16 protein-coding genes are annotated in these 16,620 nt (G+C 61.8%); 3 read left to right on the plus strand and 13 right to left on the minus strand.

Features of this window, described 5'->3' with window-relative positions; genetic code table 11:
• Window positions 1-130: 130 nt before the first annotated feature.
• Genes HY17_RS11575 through HY17_RS11610 form a run of 8 tightly spaced genes read right to left on the minus strand, consistent with a single transcriptional unit; the run spans window position 131 to window position 6,281 of the window.
• Window positions 131-1,384, minus strand: coding sequence for a folylpolyglutamate synthase/dihydrofolate synthase family protein (locus tag HY17_RS11575; protein ID WP_034766687.1), 1,254 nt, complete (start codon window positions 1,382-1,384; stop codon window positions 131-133).
• Entirely contained in the window at window positions 1,381-2,346 is a 966-nt protein-coding gene (locus HY17_RS11580; RefSeq protein ID WP_034766688.1) for an acetyl-CoA carboxylase carboxyltransferase subunit beta, read from the minus strand. The genes HY17_RS11575 and HY17_RS11580 overlap by 4 nt, the downstream gene beginning before the upstream one ends.
• A 28-nt stretch (window positions 2,347-2,374) precedes the next feature.
• On the minus strand, window positions 2,375-3,202 hold the full coding sequence (trpA, locus tag HY17_RS11585) for a tryptophan synthase subunit alpha (protein WP_034766689.1): 828 nt from the start codon (window positions 3,200-3,202) through the stop codon (window positions 2,375-2,377).
• The gene (cutA, locus tag HY17_RS11590; protein WP_034766690.1) at window positions 3,202-3,522 is read right to left on the minus strand and encodes a divalent-cation tolerance protein CutA; all 321 of its coding nucleotides are present in this window, start codon (window positions 3,520-3,522) and stop codon (window positions 3,202-3,204) included. The genes trpA and cutA overlap by 1 nt, the downstream gene beginning before the upstream one ends.
• Window positions 3,519-3,893, minus strand: a complete 375-nt coding sequence (locus HY17_RS11595; RefSeq protein WP_034766691.1) for a hypothetical protein — start codon at window positions 3,891-3,893, stop codon at window positions 3,519-3,521. Before HY17_RS11595 ends, cutA begins: the two co-directional genes overlap by 4 nt.
• On the minus strand, window positions 3,890-5,101 hold the full coding sequence (gene trpB / locus HY17_RS11600; protein WP_034766693.1) for a tryptophan synthase subunit beta: 1,212 nt from the start codon (window positions 5,099-5,101) through the stop codon (window positions 3,890-3,892). Before trpB ends, HY17_RS11595 begins: the two co-directional genes overlap by 4 nt.
• Before the next feature lie 4 nt (window positions 5,102-5,105).
• Window positions 5,106-5,735, minus strand: coding sequence for a phosphoribosylanthranilate isomerase (locus HY17_RS11605; RefSeq protein WP_034766694.1), 630 nt, complete (start codon window positions 5,733-5,735; stop codon window positions 5,106-5,108).
• A 60-nt stretch (window positions 5,736-5,795) separates the two neighbouring features.
• The gene (locus tag HY17_RS11610) at window positions 5,796-6,281 is read right to left on the minus strand and encodes a DUF11 domain-containing protein (RefSeq protein WP_051600025.1); all 486 of its coding nucleotides are present in this window, start codon (window positions 6,279-6,281) and stop codon (window positions 5,796-5,798) included.
• A 205-nt stretch (window positions 6,282-6,486) separates the two neighbouring features.
• On the opposite strand from HY17_RS11610, the gene HY17_RS11615 reads away from it, so the two are divergent.
• On the plus strand, window positions 6,487-7,029 hold the full coding sequence (locus HY17_RS11615; RefSeq protein WP_034766695.1) for a flavin reductase family protein: 543 nt from the start codon (window positions 6,487-6,489) through the stop codon (window positions 7,027-7,029).
• Between the two features lie 15 nt (window positions 7,030-7,044).
• Here HY17_RS11615 and HY17_RS11620 read toward each other — a convergent pair whose 3' ends face one another.
• The 5 genes from HY17_RS11620 to HY17_RS11645 all read right to left on the minus strand — a co-directional run bounded on the left by HY17_RS11620 (window position 7,045) and on the right by HY17_RS11645 (window position 12,537).
• Window positions 7,045-7,812, minus strand: a complete 768-nt coding sequence (locus HY17_RS11620; protein ID WP_197020276.1) for a TonB family protein — start codon at window positions 7,810-7,812, stop codon at window positions 7,045-7,047.
• Between the two features lies 1 nt (window position 7,813).
• Window positions 7,814-9,958 (minus strand): TonB-dependent receptor, encoded by a 2,145-nt coding sequence (locus tag HY17_RS11625; RefSeq protein WP_175354459.1) that lies wholly within the window; start codon window positions 9,956-9,958, stop codon window positions 7,814-7,816.
• A 23-nt stretch (window positions 9,959-9,981) separates the two neighbouring features.
• Window positions 9,982-10,560, minus strand: a complete 579-nt coding sequence (locus HY17_RS19460; protein WP_051600029.1) for a DUF2244 domain-containing protein — start codon at window positions 10,558-10,560, stop codon at window positions 9,982-9,984.
• Window positions 10,561-10,643: 83 nt separating this feature from the next.
• Window positions 10,644-11,036: a DUF2946 family protein gene (locus HY17_RS11640; RefSeq protein ID WP_034766699.1), complete on the minus strand. Its 393-nt coding sequence runs from the start codon at window positions 11,034-11,036 to the stop codon at window positions 10,644-10,646.
• A 163-nt stretch (window positions 11,037-11,199) separates the two neighbouring features.
• The gene (locus tag HY17_RS11645) at window positions 11,200-12,537 is read right to left on the minus strand and encodes a serine/threonine protein phosphatase (protein WP_051600030.1); all 1,338 of its coding nucleotides are present in this window, start codon (window positions 12,535-12,537) and stop codon (window positions 11,200-11,202) included.
• A gap of 581 nt (window positions 12,538-13,118) precedes the next feature.
• On the opposite strand from HY17_RS11645, the gene HY17_RS11650 reads away from it, so the two are divergent.
• Together HY17_RS11650 and HY17_RS11655 are read left to right on the plus strand one after the other, a co-directional pair.
• Window positions 13,119-15,563: a TonB-dependent receptor gene (locus tag HY17_RS11650; RefSeq protein ID WP_034766700.1), complete on the plus strand. Its 2,445-nt coding sequence runs from the start codon at window positions 13,119-13,121 to the stop codon at window positions 15,561-15,563.
• Between the two features lie 66 nt (window positions 15,564-15,629).
• Window positions 15,630-16,619 carry a glycerophosphodiester phosphodiesterase family protein gene (locus HY17_RS11655; protein WP_034766701.1) on the plus strand — a complete coding sequence of 330 codons (990 nt, stop codon included), beginning with the start codon at window positions 15,630-15,632 and terminating at the stop codon, window positions 16,617-16,619.
• Window position 16,620 lies beyond the last annotated feature (1 nt).

Below are 16,620 nucleotides of genomic sequence, written 5' to 3' on the forward strand. Positions count from 1 at the left end.
CCTGCGGTCACCATGTTCGGGTTCTGTTAAGGTTCAAGAACCATACTCCCGGACAGTAGAGTACGCGTAGAGTGGAAAGGGCGGCCTGATTGGCCGCCCTTTTTCCATGTCCGGTCATGTGTTCCGGCCGTCAGACCGGCTCTTCACCATTCTTCGACAGGACTTCCCCGGCCAGGTAGAGCGAGCCGCAGATCAGGATCCGGTCGGCACCGGTTTCGGCGGCGGCTTTGAGGCCTGCTTCCAGACTATCGCACGCCACGGCCTCAAGCCCGGCCGTATTCGCCGCCTCGGCCAGTTCCTGCGGTTCGGCGGCCCGGTGGCCCGGCGCGTTCGGCACGGTGAAGACCTGAGGACGCAAAGACCGGAACGGCAGGAAGAAACCCGTCGCATCCTTCGACGCCAGCATGGCCGAAACCAGCACCGTCTTCCCATCCTGCTTTGCCAGGTGGCGGGCAATCGCCCGGGCGGCATGCGGGTTGTGACCGCCGTCCAGCCAGACCTCCCTACCCGGCACGAGCGCGGTGAGCGGGCCATCCTTCAGGCGCTGCATACGGGCCGGCCAGGTCGCGGTCCGGGCCCCCTCGAAAATGGCGTCCTGCGGAATTCCGGTGGAATTGCCGAACAGCTGCATCGCCATCGCGGCAAGTGCTGCATTGGCTCGCTGATGTTCCCCTATAAGTCCGATATGATCCGGCATGGCATCGATAAAGTGCGCCTTGAGCTTGTAAAGCGGGGCGCCTTTCAGCGCCGCTTCAGCCGTAATCACCTCATCGCAAACCTTGCGCTGGATCGCGCTCAGCACCGGGCGGCCGGGCCGGATGATACCCGCCTTCTCGCCTGCGATCTTGCGGATGTCCGAGCCGAGAAATGCCTTGTGATCAAAGTCCACTGGCGTGATCACGCAGAGCGCCGGGTGCTCGATCACATTGGTCGCGTCGTAGCGCCCGCCAAGGCCGACTTCGAGGATCAGGAGGTCCGCAGGCACTTCGGAAAAGGCCAGCAGCGCCGTCGCTGTCGTCGCCTCGAAGTGGGTGATTTCCTGGCCTTTGATGGCCTCATAGGTCCGCTCCAGCCAGCTGATCAGGCGCTCATCGTCCACGATTTCGCCTGCCAGCCGGATACGCTCATTGAAGCGAACGAGGTGTGGACTGGTGAAGACATGGACTTTCAGGCCCGCCGCTTCAGCCATCGCGCGCATGAAGGCGCTGGTGGATCCCTTCCCGTTCGTGCCGGCGACGTGAATGACGGGTGGCAGACGGTCCTGAGGGCGGCCGAGCGCTTCCAGAGCAGCTTCGACCCGTCCCAGCGACAGGTGTATCGTCTCAGGATAGAGCCCTTCGAAGCGCTTCAGCGCTGCGGCGAGGGCCGCACTGTCTCCGCTCAATCAGTCTTGCCCTTGGCAACGTGCGTTTTTGGCGGATTGAGCGACGCCGGCATACTGTCGCTGGCGCGGCGCGACTTGGGCATCAGCATGGAAAGCACGCGCGAAAGCGTGTCCTTCATCTTGCGGCGGTCGACCACGATATCGACCTGGCCTTTTTCGCGCAGGAATTCGGACCGCTGGAAGCCTTTGGGCAGGCTCTCGCGGATTGTCTGTTCAATCACGCGCGGGCCGGAAAAAGCGATCATCGCGCCAGGCTCGGCGATGTGGACATCGCCCAGCATCGCATAGGAAGCCGACACGCCGCCCGAGGTCGGGTCGGTCAGCACGACGACATAAGGCAGTTTCGCTTCGGCCAGTTCATTGATGGCCAACGTTGTGCGCGGCATCTGCATCAGGCTGAGCGTGCCTTCCTGCATGCGTGCACCGCCCGAAGCAGTACAGACGACAAAAGCGGCTTTGCGGGCCAGCGCCATATGGGCTGCGGTGATGAACCCCTCCCCGGCTGCCATGCCGAGCGAGCCGCCCATGAAGGCAAAATCCTGAACGAGAACGACAGCCGGAACGCCGCCGATCTTGCCATAGGCCGCCACCATGCAGTCATCCTGCAGAAGCGGGGCGCCGCCGCCTTCGGTTTCTTTCTTTTCACGGGCCGCGATCTTGGCCTTGGCCGCCTTCAGGCGGGCCGGATAAGGCTTGTCGTCCTTGAATTTCAGCGGGTCCATGGCGACGCCCGGCAGCTCGATCGGCTCCCAGCGCTCATCATCGAACAGGAGGCGGAAGCGTGTGCGGGGAGAGATGCGCATATGTGCGCCGGCCGGCGTCACATACCAGTTCTCTTCCAGATCGGTCTTGTAGACCAATTCACCGGACAGCGGGCATTTCACCCACAGATCATCAGGCGTATCACGCTTTGTCAGCATGGTCTTCAGGCCCGGCGGCGTGACCTTGTTGATCCAGTTCATCCGACAACCTCCACGGCTGTAACAGCCACTACGGCTTTGCGACCCCTGCGATCGCGCTGCTCAGTTCCTTGGCCAGAGCCCCCATTCCCTGGGGCGCACGGGCCAAATCCCCTGATTCGTGAGCCGCTTCTGCATGCTCCACGAAAGCACTGCCTACGACAACCCCATCGGCAATTTTAGCCATTTCCGCAGCCTGTGCACCGGTTTTTACACCGAAACCCACACAAACAGGCAAGCCTGAAACGCGCCGGGCCATGTCAATGTTCCCGGCAATTTTGGCCGGATCGGCGCTTCCGGCCCCGGTCACACCGGTCACCGAGACGAAATAAAGGAAGCCAGAAGCGCCTTCGGCGACCTTTTTCATACGTGCTTCATGGGTCGTTGGCGTGGCGAGCCGGATCACCGAGAGGCCGTATTTTGCGTATTCTTCCCGCAGCGGGCTATCTTCTTCCGGTGGCAGGTCCACGATGATCGTGCCATCGACACCCGCCTTGTGGGCCGCTTCAGCAAAGGCGCCATAGCCCATGGAATGGACCGGGTTGGCGTAACCCATAATGATGATCGGTGTCGTCTGGTCGCTTTCACGGAACCGGGCGATGAGCGCCAAAACATCCGTCAGCTTCGTCTTCGCTGCCAGCGCACGCAGGCCGGCCCGCTGGATCGCCGGGCCATCGGCCATGGGATCGGTGAAGGGCGCGCCAAGCTCGATAATGTCAGCGCCATTGTCGCGAAGGGCGCAAAGCGCCTCATAGCTCGTCTCAAGATCCGGATCGCCGGCCATGAGATAAGAGACAAGGACTGCGCGCTTGTCCACCTTCGCGCGGTCGAAGGCAGCGGTAATACGTTCCGTCGGCATCAGCTTTCCGTGTTTTCGTGGACCCAGGCCGCATAAGGCTCGTGTGCCTCGAGGCAAGGCAGCGCCACCATGGCCGGGACGTCATAAGGGTGATGGGTGAGGACAAGCGCCTCGATCCGGTCCCAGTTCGCCTTAGGCGCCTTGAGCCAGAGAATGTATTCGAAGGCCTGCTCCACCACGCCTTTCCAGCGATAGGTGGACGAGACCGGGCCTTCCAGATTGGCGCAGGCTGCCAGCTTATGCTCAACCGCGGCATCGCCAATGTCTTCGGCCACACGCTGCGACGGGCAAGTGATACGGATGAGAAGAAGATCGGTCATTCTGCAAGCGCCCCTGGGTCGCATTCGCCTATCTGCACAGCGGCCATTGGCACGACGGACATGGACCGGCCCTCATATGGAATGCCGACACCGGCAACCTGATCCCAGCCATAGCATTCCATGCCGTCATCGTCGCCGACCGGCGCATGTTCCTGGCCGCAAATGCCGGTCTCGGTCCATTCGGCGTCGCGCACGAAAGCGGTATGCCCATCCGTAAAGCAAAGCGCCGTCTCTGCTGCAACCAGCGGGATTCGTTCGCCATTCTGCGCGGCCACAAAATTCTGCTTCGTCAGCGGGACGTAATTGTACTTGGTCGTCGGCACGCACGCGGCCAGCCCGGGCAGAAGGATGAGGGACAGGACCCGCCTCACATGTCTACTCCGAGATGCTTGGCGACGGAGAAGACATCCTTGTCGCCGCGGCCGCACATATTGAGGATGATCAGGCCATCCTTGCCCAGCTCCTGCGCCACTTCGCCAACACGGGCGAGTGCATGGGATGGCTCAAGCGCCGGGATGATGCCTTCAAGTTTGGTGCAGAGCTGGAAAGCGTCCAGCGCTTCCTTGTCTGTCGTCGAGAGATATTCGGCCCGGCCGCTGTCGCGCAGGAAGGCATGCTCCGGCCCGATGCCCGGATAGTCGAGCCCCGCAGAGATCGAGTGCGCGTCGAGGATCTGGCCGTCATCGGTCTGCAGCAGGTAGGTGCGGTTGCCGTGCAGGATGCCCGGACGTCCACCATTGAGGGCTGCCGCATGCTCGCCCGTCTCGATGCCGTGGCCAGCGGCCTCGACGCCGATCATGCGGACGCTTTCGTCCTCGAGGAACGGATGAAACAGGCCGATGGCGTTGGAGCCGCCCCCGATACAGGCCATTATGACATCCGGAAGGCGCCCTTCCCGATCAAGGATCTGTTCGCGGGCTTCCTTGCCGATGATCGACTGGAAGTCGCGCACCAGTTCCGGGTACGGATGAGGCCCGGCCACCGTGCCGATGCAGTAGAATGTGTTGTCGACATTGGTGACCCAGTCGCGCAGCGCCTCGTTCATCGCATCCTTCAGCGTGCCCGTGCCGGACGAGACCGGCACGATCTTGGCGCCGAGCAGGCGCATGCGGAAGACGTTCGGCTTCTGTCGCTCGACATCGGTTTCGCCCATGAAGACGACGCATTCGAGGCCAAAGCGCGCGCAGATCGTCGCCGTCGCCACGCCGTGCTGGCCAGCGCCCGTCTCCGCGATGATGCGCGTCTTGCCCATGCGCCGGGCGAGCAGCACCTGGCCGAGGCAATTATTGATCTTGTGCGCGCCGGTATGGTTCAGCTCGTCGCGTTTGAAGTAGATCTTCGCCCCGCCGAAATGCTCGGTCAGGCGCTCAGCGAAATAGAGCGGCGACGGGCGGCCGACATAATGAGTCCAGAGGTCGTCCATCTCGGCCTTGAACTCAGGGTCTTTCTGCGCCCTGCGGTATTCGGCTTCGAGTTCCAGGATAAGCGGCATCAGCGTTTCGGCGACATAGCGTCCACCGAACTCACCGAACCGGCCATTCACGTCCGGCCACTGGTCCCAGGCATTTCTTACGTCCATTACTTCAGACCTCTTTGGCAGCGCGGAGAAACGCCCGCACCAGCTCCTTGTCCTTTAGCCCCCGTAGCCGCTCCACGCCAGAGGAGACGTCGACCGCCGGCGCACCTGTCGCAGTGATCGCGCCGGCCACATTCTCCGGCGTCAGACCTCCGGCGAGGATCCATGGCTTCGGCGCCGTCCAGCCTTTCAGGATGGACCAGTCGAACGCCTGCCCATGCCCGCCGGTGCGGTCGGCATCCGTCGGGGGTTTTGCATCGATCAAAAGCCGGTCAGCGGCAGCAAATGCCCCTGCCCCGGCAAGATCCTCCGCCGTTTCCACACCAAATGCCTTCCAGACCTCACATCCGGTGCGGGCGCGGATCTCGGCCACGCGCTCCGGCGATTCCTGTCCGTGCAGCTGAAGCACGCGGATACCTGTCGCAGTCACCCGGTCGATCAGGGCATCGTCCGCGTTGGCCAGCAGGGCGACCGGCACCGATCTGCCGACACCCAGCAGCAGGGTCTCGACTGCCTCAGGTGTGACATGGCGCGGGCTGGCCTCGACAAAGACAAAGCCGACCCAGTCCGCCCCCTCCGCCGCACACAGGCGCACGAGGTCCGGATCCTTGAGGCCACAGATCTTCACACGAGTCATGGCTCCGGCGTTACGCCAGGGCGGGCACACCGGTCAATGCAGGGCTTCTGACGGCTGTATTCAGTTCAGGATGGCATGGAAGGCCAGCATGCCTTCTTCGCCAGGGGTCATCCGCGCAAAGGTCCAGCGTACATGCGTGATCTCGTCGGCTGACGCCATACGGGTCTCTTCGCCATCCTCGATGATCAGATCATCGCGCGGCGCGAAGGATTTTCCGCCATCGACCGAGAAATCCACGGCCGCATTGTCGGCGATCACCGAGTCGTCGACATAGACCATGTCTTCCGGCACCGGGATGGTCATCACGACGCTGTCAGCCGGTTGGGCACCATCATTGCGGAAGCTGACCACATAGGCGAGCTCTTCGCCGGGCTCGACCGCTTCGGTCGGCACGTATTCCGTCTCCGTCGATCCGTCCTCATATTCCATCGAGACCACTTTCTCGACCGAAGCCGAAGACAGCAGCACGTCGGCTTGCGCAGGCAGGAAGGCAACAGCGCAGGCCGCGAGGAAACAGAAAGAGGTCGGCAGAACCTTGGACATCATGGTTAATACGGGACACGTTTTGGCTAACGATTGTGACCATCCATCACAAGCGTTAAGATTAATTAAAAGACATGCCTGATTAAGGCGTTCATTTACCAACACCTGCACTTGGGCAAAATGTAGGCCGCATATGCCCATTTGTCCGGCAACGGATGGCTTGTTGACACAATTTTTTGGGAAATGCGCAGGATCGTGAGGCCCTCAAATGAAACGCATCAAGCTCAGCCGGGCCTTCACGCTGATCGAGCCCGGCCCCGTCACCCTCGTCACCACGCATGATGGCCGCAATCCCAACGTCATGACCATCACCTGGACCATGGTGCTCGATTTTTCAGGGCGCATCGCCATCACGACCGGCCCATGGAACCATTCCTTCCTTGCGCTCCGCGACACACGCGAGTGTGTGGTGGCAATCCCCACGGCCGACATGATCGATACAGTGATCGGCATCGGTACTTGTTCCGGCGCCGACACCGACAAGTTTGCAAAGTTCGACCTCACCCCAAAAAGGGCAAAGCACGTCGCCGCACCTCTGCTCGGAAACTGCCTCGCAAATATCGAATGCCGCGTGGAGGAAATTATCGAACCTCACGGCATCGTCATCCTTGAAAGCCTCGCAGCCTGGCGCGATGACACGCGCAAGGAACAGCGCATGCTTCACGCTGTCGGCGACGGGACGTTTATTGCCGATGGCCGGCGTTTCGACCGCAAGGCCATGATGGCATCGAAGCTGCCCGGCGGCCTCTGATCCGCAAGCAGAACGTCAGCGCTTCTGCTGCATCACGATCGTGAAGCGGAGATCCGTCTCGGCAGCGCCATCGGGCGCCTCTGGAAACGGCACAGCGGCGGTCACCGCCTTCAGGCACCGCCGGTCATAAAGCCGGCTGCCGCTGCTGCTCTTAATCCCGACGAAAATGACTTCGCCGTTTCGGGACAAGCGGAACTCGGCCTCGCAGTTCCCGGCCCCCCGAACGCCTCGCGGGGCATGACGGGCAAGTTGTTGGCGTACATCGCGCAGATAGGCATCCCGCACCGCCTTTCCGTCTCCGCTGGGAGGTGCTGTTCCGGATGAGGCGGCCGGTTCTCCGGTCAGGCCCGGTTCTGCCACTTGCGGCGGGGTGTCTGGGGCAAGGGTTACGGAGGCTGGGCCGGAGTCCCGCGCGCTCACGGCCGGTTCAGCGGCGGGGTCTGATGCCAGAAGGACCGGCGTCTCTTCCATCGTTTTTACTGGCTCAGGTGCAGGGGCCGGCGCGGGCCTCGGCTGGACTTCGGCAGTCGACATATCCGGAACGTCCACTTTCTCAGGTACCGCAGGTGGCAGTTCCTTTGCCGGCGGCTTCAGCTCGGGCACGGGCGCAGGTGCTGCCACAGGTTCCTCGACGAGGCTGACAAGAAACACATCATGCTTCGTGCCAAGACCGGACGGCCCGGCGGGCGCCAGCAGGAAGACACCCGCCAGCAAGCCGCCATGGGCGAGCGCAGCCAAAGCCACGCCCGCCATATAGCTGGAGGTGAGAACCCTCCGCAGCACGTCAGAAGGCGACGTTGACGCTGAGATTGAACGACCGGCCCGGACCGGCGACCTGGTGGAACGGATCGACCCGGCCACCATATTTGTAATCGCCGAAGGCAATCCCGCCGAGCGGCAGGTCGTAGTCCTGATCGAGCAGGTTTTCGACGGCAGCGGCAAAGCGCACCCGGCCAATCTCGCCCCCTGCCCTCAGATGGATCAGGACATAGCCCGGCGTCCTGAGTTCCTGACGCACTGCGCTGATGTCATCCTTCTCATCGACCAGTTCCACTTCAAGCGCCTGCGTCCAGGCACCTTTACGGTTCTCCAGCGCGAATAGGCCCTGGAGCGGAGCGATGTTGTAGAGGTTGTCGCCGGTGTCCTTATTCTCACCCTTCGCCCAGCTGACCGTGCCGGAAAGGCGCGTGTCGCCATAGGTGGTCTGCCAGAGCGGCATGCCGCCGGCGGCTTCGAAACCATAAAGCTCCGCTTCATGGTTGGCGAACTGGAGCATGGGCAATCCATCACGGAGTGTGCCGATCCTGTCAGCATCGATATAATCCTCGACATAGCTGGCCCAGCCGGAAACCCGCAGCACACGGCCATTTTCGAGACCATCGGACCAGTCGAGCGTTGCGGCCAGGCTGCGCGCAACCTCCGGCTCAAGATCGATGTCGCCAACATAGCCGGCGCCATCGCCGGTCATGTTGGTCATGGAGCTCGACATGGAGCCCCGACCCCAGGCGTAACGCTCGTAAAGGTTCGGGGATCGGGTCTTCTGCGCTGCACCGAATTCCACTGCGACAGAGTCGCTCGGGCGCCAGGTCGCCTTGGCCGTGACATCGATATTGTCGTCTTCCCGTGCACGGTCTGCCGCGTTGAAGGCCATGGCCGCCATCGCATCCGGCATGCTCATCATGCTGGTCCAGGAATAAGGCTGGACCTCGCCGGTATCCATTTCGACGCTTTCGTAGCGCAGCCCGATCAGGGTCGACCAGGCCGGTGCAGGCTTGGCTTCCCATTGACCCCAAACGCCCGTGCGGTTGCGTTCGCCGTCATTGATGTTCACATAATCGAGGGGTGACATCATCATGTGACCGGGAACGGCAGGCCAGTAATCATCCATGGAGGCGCGGAACATTTCCGCGCCAACCCGGATCTGCCCGACACCCTCGACGGGTGTGTCGTAGGACACTTTGAGCGATGTATCCTCACCTTCGGTGATCATCGGCATACCGCCGGTCGCGGCGCCACCCTTGTCGGACAGGAAATTCATTTCATGGTCGACGCTACGCCAGGAGGCTTCCGCCGTCAGGATGCCTGCGCCGAGCGGGCCTTCGCCATGCACCTGCACGCTGCTGCTCTTGTTATCGGTAAGGTCCATGCGCTGGTTGGCAAAGCCCTCATAGGGCACGCCCTGCTGGCTGATCCGAACCCAGAACAACACATCGTCGGCCGGACGCGCCGCCAGCAGAAGTGACTGGTCGTAATTCTGGTAAAGCGTGGAACGGACCTCATCACCGGAACCGGACTTGTAATTGTCCGCCTTGTTCCAGCTCGCCTCATAGCGCGCGCTGACTTTCTCACCCGCGGCATTGGCCTGCAGCGAGGCGCCGATGCCGTTCGATACACTGCGATAGGTCGCCCCGGCCTCGCCGAAGATCTCGATGCCGCCATCGGAGAATGCCGGCGCCCGGGTCTCGATCGAGATGATGCCGGCGATATTGTCACCGCCCATGCTGACCGGAGACAGGGTCGGTGTCACGACGACCCGCTCGACACGAGAGGCGTCGATATAGGAGGAAACGGGGTTCATGTGGTTCGGGCAGTAGTTCGTGGCCTGCTGGCCATCGATCAGGACGCCGACGCGGTCATCTGCGAGACCGCGCAACACCGGCAGCGAGGCAATCCCGCCATTCGACTGAAGCGCGACGCCCGGCACTCGGGAAATCAGCTGGAGCGCATCGGACGATATCGCAAGACCTGCCTCGATGCTGCTGCCCGTGACTTCCGTGCCGCTGGCGGCAACGTCCCCGGTTGCGGCCGGTCCGGCATCCTGCGCCTCGATAGGCGGAAGTTCGGTGGGAGCCTGGGCAGCTGCAGGGAGCGCGAAGCCAGCCGAGGTGAAGAGCATAGTGGCTGTACTGCAAAGGAGTGCGTGTTTCATTTTCATTGCTTTCTGAGAGGAGTTCAGGCCGCCAGCGACTGGCCACGGCGACGATTCTGGAGAGCGGCTTCAATGGCATCGGCCAGCGAAGCGCGTTCAGGAGGAGACAGGACGGTGCCGACGTCCACATGCCGGGGCCCTGCCCGCAGCCGCACAGCATCGCACCCGCAGCCGGTGTCATTGACGCGATCGATGCGCAGCCAGTGCGGTGACAGATCCGACCGGATCACAGCCTCGGCATCCCGACTGCGTGTTTCGACAAACAGGGCCGTATCGGTCAGGCAGACGCGCTGGCGGTACTGGCCGAGCGACCGGGCGTGCCAGAGGATCATGACGCCAAGGGCGACCTCCGACAGGAAGACGAGTGGGGTGACCATCCACGCCCCCATCCACGCGGTCGCCAGGCAAATCAGGCTGCCCGGCAGGATCAGGGATGCCGCCAGGGTCAGGGCGACCCGGTTGTTGAGGGAAACGTTCGGCGTGATGACGGCATCCAGCCAGATCCGTTCATTATCTTGACCAGCGGTGAGCCGGGTCATGTCATGGTCCCAAGTTTGAGGACCCTGCAGCCTGTCGCGGGCTGCGATCAGATTGTTGTGCATTGAAATTCATCCGATTCCGGACGCACCTGGCCTGGCCAGGCGCACCAATGCGCATGTCGGCAGACATGCGCGCGCGAAGGGAATCAGATGCTGAGGGGCGGCCCGCGGGCAGGCGGCGGCGGGGCAGCGAGGCCACGGCCGGGAACGACATAGTCGAAATTCGTCAGGAAACGTGCAGGCGCTTCAACAGGTCCCGCCAGATTGCCAGAGACCTCGGGCGGCGTGAAATGCGCCGACATGGCATACGGACAGGCCTGGTTCTTGCCGTCGTCCGTCTGGCCCGGAAGCTCCTCCGGATCGACGATCTTGCCGTTTTTCAGGTCCAGCAGGGCCTGCGTACCGTCCGTGCCGTCACCGTGACAGATGACGATGCTGACGAAATCACCCGGCGTGTCTGCAGTGGCCAGCATGTAACCGGCCGGAACCAGGCCGCGCACGACCATGGCCATCAGCGCGACAGCGCTGAGCAGCGACATGAGTCCGGAACGGCTGGATCGGTACCACATACTGGACCGGAGAAAGCTCACAGACATGTGAGAATGACAACTGTGTCATGCAGCCACAGATCAGTGGCAGATCATGCCGGACCTGGCCGGATCACAGCATGATCAAGATCGGACTATAACGGACTATGCCGGACTATGGCGAGCCGAAACGCGACCGGAAATCGTCCAGCACGAGCACATAATCATCTTCGTCACGGAAAGCCTCGTCGGAGAGGTCCGGCTTCTCGCCCGGCTTGTACCAGTCGGCATACTCGGCCATGTCCCGGCTCTGCTTGCGGTAATAGGTCGAATAGGTTTCAACGGTCAGCTCCGGCGCATCCTTGCCCATGTCGAAACTCATCAGGCGCATCCAGCCATCGCCGATGCCGACCGGCCAGGCCGACTGCACGCCGGCATCCTTTGCCGTCTGGCCGCGGTCCTGATAGTCCGCCAGCACCTGCCAGACAGAATGACCGAAGGCGTTGTCGTCCACGCGCCAGGCCTGGCCATGTTCATGACCGCAGAGGACGAGGAAAATCTGGTCGTGCTGGCTGATCAGTTTTTCCCAGACCATTTCCGGGCTGTTGTTGATCGGATCGACCGCATGCCCGTCGACGATCGGGTTCGGCAGGCGCTCCCCTTCCCTGGTCATATAGTCATGCGTGGAGACAATCGTCGGCAGGCCGGGATATTGCGCGATCACCGACGCGGCCCATTCCAGCGAGGCATCCGGCGGATCGAACTGGAGGCCGATATGAAGGAAGCGATAGCCGCCCGCCTCGAACAGCTGCGCGCTGTCCGCGCCGCCCTCATGCGAGGCGACATACCAGGGCTGGCCCTTGAAGAAGGCGGTCTCGGCGCCGAACACGGACCGGAAATTGTCGAGCCCGCCAGGATGCACCACACCGAGCGACGTTTTCAGATCATTCGGGTCGATGTCTGCCGGCCCTTTGGACTGAGGCGGGAACTTCGCCGACGTCCACATGGAATCATAGTCGTGATTGCCCGGCACAACGGAGAATGGCGTCTTGCCGGCGATCAGCGAAAAGCCCTCATGAGCTTTCGGCATCTCGACCGTTTTCACTTTGTCCGTCGGGGCAAAATGCGCATCCATGATCGGATTGGCCACCCGTTCAAACCCGCGCGCCCTGTGCTCCTCATCCATGCCCAGCGTCTGGTGCTGCCAGACGTCGCCCAGCGACGAGACGAATGCGATCTCGCCGCCCTCGGATTCCAGATTGTCGGCGACAAACTGCATCTGTTCGAGGAACATCTCGCTCGCATCGAAGGGAAAGCCTTCGGCCGTCTGGTGGGTGTAATCGAGATAGTTCTGGGTATCCGGCAGAACGGCGATGGTGAACGCATGGTCGATGACCGGTGCCTCGACAGGCTGGACGCCCGGCGCCGCACTGGTGCAGGCCGCCGCCAGCGCCGTGAGGGAAATCAGCGCAGACGAGATCACAGGCTGGCGCGCAAGAGCTGATAGGCACATTCATCTGTCTCCTGAATATATTCCGGGCGCACCAGGTGCGCAGCGCGGGGTCTTGTTCCGGGAAGGCTCTAACGTCCTCGCATGACAGTTTCTTGCGTGAGCCGCCCGGCCGGACCGTGTTGCATTGGCAACAGGCCGGCTGGAATGTGCAGTCGCCCGGGCCGGGCACTGCCAGCTTTCTGTATGTTTGCGGCCCCTTAATTGCCGGAAAACTGGTCATCCCTGTCGCACCCCGATCGCCCGACACGGGATCAACGCGCTGGCGGCCGATTTCCACTTTCCGTGATCATGGAGCCCCCAATTTCACCCGAAGCGGATTGGTTTTCAAGAATGCGTCACGCCGTCTACGTATCACTTACAGAGCCCCGTCTCATTTCCTTCAACAAGTGTCACAAAGTGCCTGACCGGGCAGGCTGCGCACTTGCCATATTATCGTGCAGAATTCCAAAACACTTCTACTTCGTATACGGAATTTATACAGAAGCGCCTTCGCAAAACTTTGATTTGAAGCTTGCCACGGAAAAAAAGTAGCCAGCCCTCCAAGCGGCAAATTGTGCGCCGCAACAAGGAATGGGCTTCTCATGAATCGTCATCTTCGTTCTGCAACTGCAATTGCAGCTCTCTCCCTCTCCAGCCAGTTCGTCGCTTTTGCTGACCCGGATGCTGCCGAAACCGACCGCCGGCTCGAAACCGTCACTGTAACGACGCAGAAACAGGAGCAGACGCTCATCGATGTTCCGATCAACGTCTCCGTCACCAACCAGGACCTTATCGACAAGCTGGCCGCAGATGACATCGAAGACCTCGGCAATTTCGTGCCGGGCCTCGAGGTCCAGGCGCAAAGCCTGAACGCCCCAAGCTACTCGCTGCGCGGCGTCGTCTCCGACAGCGGCATTCCCCGCGTCGCCCTCTTCCAGAACGGCGTCGCCGTCGGCAATCCAGGCTATGGCGCAAACCTCGCCATCTTCGACATGGAACGCGTCGAGGTCGTGAAAGGCCCGCAGGCGACGCTGTTCGGCCAGGGCGCCCTGGTTGGCGGCATCAACTTCATCCAGAACCGCGCGTCACTGGAAGGCAATTCAGGCGCGGCCACGCTGGAGGCCGGCGACTACAGTTCCGTCCGCGCCGAAGGTCACTACAACTGGGCCATCAACGACACGCTCGCCCTTCGTGTCGCCGGCCAGCTCAAGCAGATGGACGGCTATGTTCCGAACACTGCCAACTCGCCGGATCTTATGGGTCAGGACACGACCGCGGTACGCACCGCACTGCGTTGGGCCCCGACCGACCAACTGACCGCCGACATTTTCGTGAACTACCAGGAAGACGATTCCACCGGCACGCAGTTCACCTCCGGCTTCTTCCCGGTCAATGGCAAGGTCGACCCGTTTGGCGCCACCGCCATGAACATCAATTCGGATCAGGTACGCAGCAAGCTCGGTAACGACCGCGAGCTTTTCTACATCACCTCCAACATCGAATATGACATCAATGATGCCTGGTCGCTGACCTCGCTCACCGACTATCGCAACCTCTTCTCCAAGGAAGCCTGGGACTCCGATGGTGCAGCGTTCAACCTGCTCCAGTTCTACCAGGCCCAGAAGGCCAACACGTTCAGCCAGGAACTGCGCGTGAACTATGATGCCGGTGGCAAGCTGACGGCCTTCTTCGGCGGCAACTATTTCACCATCGACAACAAGGCGGAGCTGCGCTTCTCGACCGACGAAGCCTACGCCCAGTCGCTGTTCGCCCCGACACTGGCCGGCGCCGCTGGGCTGACAGTGACCGAAGCGCAAGGCTACCTCGCCCTGTTGGGCGTGCCGGACGCGCAGAATTTCGGCAGCTTCGATACACCGCTCCAGTATTCAGCCCTTGCTGCCCTGTTGATGAACCAGCTCGTGCCGCTTTATGGCGAGCATCTTGAACAGTCGCTGTCGACCGACAGCCGCGACACGTATGACCTCTTCGGCGATGTCACTTATGCCGTCTCCGACCGCCTGAAGCTGACCGCCGGTCTTCGCTACACAAAGGAAGACATCCGCGCGAGCACGATCGGCCATGCGCTGAAGACCAATCCCTACCTGCTCGGCTTCGGCGGCCTGAACGGCGTGACCATGCAGTCGACCCTGCTGCTGAGCGCCGACACGCTCGATCAGCTGGCTTCGGCTTCGGAAAGCACGGATGGCGCGTTCACCTGGCGTCTCAACGCCGCTTATCGCGTCTCCGACAACATCAACACCTGGGTCGCCTATGGCCGCGGCCGCCGCCCGGAAGTCCTGTCAGCCTCGGGCGCGAATTACAGCCTGATCGACGCAGAAACGCTGGACAATGTCGAAGCCGGTATCTTCGGACGCTTCTTCGACGACCGCCTGCAGATGACCAGCTCTGTCTATTATGGACAGTACAAGGACTTTCAGACGACACGCTTCGATCCGATCAACGGCGTGTTCATTACCGAGAACTCCGGTAACGCAACGCAATACGGCCTCGAATTCGACGGCCAGGCCTTGGTCAATGACTATGTCCGCCTGCTGGCAACCTATGCCTTCACGCATTCGGAATACGACAAGAAGGACGACAATGGGAACCCGCTGCAATTTGCCGGCAACAAGTTCCGCCTGAGCCCGGAACAGAGCTTCTCGCTGGCCGCCGACATCACTGTGCCAATGGGTGAGCATGGCGAAATCTCGATCATCCCGAGCTATATCTGGAAGAGCAAGCACTACTTCGAGGATGACAATGGATTCGACTATGCGGCGGACGGCAATGGCGGCTTCATCCGCATTCCGGAAATGTATCCGGATGGTACCGTGGTGGAAGAATCGCAGGACGCCTATGGCGTTGCGAACCTGCGCGTCGGCTTTGATGCGGCCAGCCAGCGCTGGGGCGCCTATGTCCTCGGCGAGAACATTTTCGATGAAGAATACCTGATTGATGTCGGCAACACCGGCGGTGCCTTCGGCCTGCACACAATCATCCGCGGCAAGCCGCAGATGGTGAAAGCCGGCGTCTACGTCAAATTCTGACCCTCGACCCGTGCCGGGAGGGGTTCGCTCTCCCGGCACGCTCCCCTCTTCCGGAAAGCGCCCAACATGAAACGACTGATCTCCGCCTCCATTCTCGTTCTCGCGGCCTGCGCCAGCGCGCCTGCTGCCGAAGCCCCGGCTCAGGCCTGGAACACGCTCACCGGCGAGCGCCCGATTGTGATCGCGCACCGCGGCGCCAGCGGCCTCTACCCCGAACACACGATGATGGCCTACAAGGCAGCCATCGCGCAGGGGGCTGACTTTATCGAACCGGACCTTGTCATGACGTCGGACGGCGTCCTGATCGCCCGGCATGACCTCTACCTGTCCGCCACAACTGACATCGCAGACCATCCCGAATTCGCCGACCGCAAAGTCGCGCGCCAGATGCCGTTCGGCGAACAGGAAGACTGGTGGGCGGATGATTTCACGTTCGCAGAAATCCAGACCCTGAAAGCGCGCCAGCAATTCGAAGGCCGCTCGATGGAGTACAATGACACGCTGGACCTCGTCACCTTCGACGAGGTCATGGACCTGGTCCTCGCCGAAGCCGAAAAGGGCAATATCGTCGGGCTGCATGTGGAAGCCAAATGGCCAAGCCACTACGCCTCCATTGGCAAGGGCCTCGCCGATCCGATCCTCGACGCGATGAAAGCCAAAGGCCTGAAGGAGGCCGGCATCCCGGTCTACATCCAATGCTTCGAACCGCCCTTCCTGGCTGAAGTCGCAGAAAAGAGCGACCTGCCGTTGATCCAGAACATGGTTGGCGCCCCCTACGCCTCCATGATGGGGCTCGAATACGATCTCGATGCCATGACGACTGACGGCGTTGGCGCCGATGTCTCCTATGTGCTCGGCAAGCATGGCCAGCCGACAGACTTCGTCGCCCGCGCCCACGACGCCGGCCTGCTGGTGCATGTCTACACGGTGCGGGACGACCGCCCGGATGCCCCTTTCACGGGTAGCCGTGACGAACTGAAAGTGCTCTTTGACGCAGGCGTGGATGGCATATGGGCTGACTTCCCGGCCACGGCGGTGGAAGTTCGCGGCAAGTAGG

This window comes from Hyphomonas sp. CY54-11-8 (assembly GCF_000682735.1).
Lineage (GTDB): Bacteria > Pseudomonadota > Alphaproteobacteria > Caulobacterales > Hyphomonadaceae > Hyphomonas.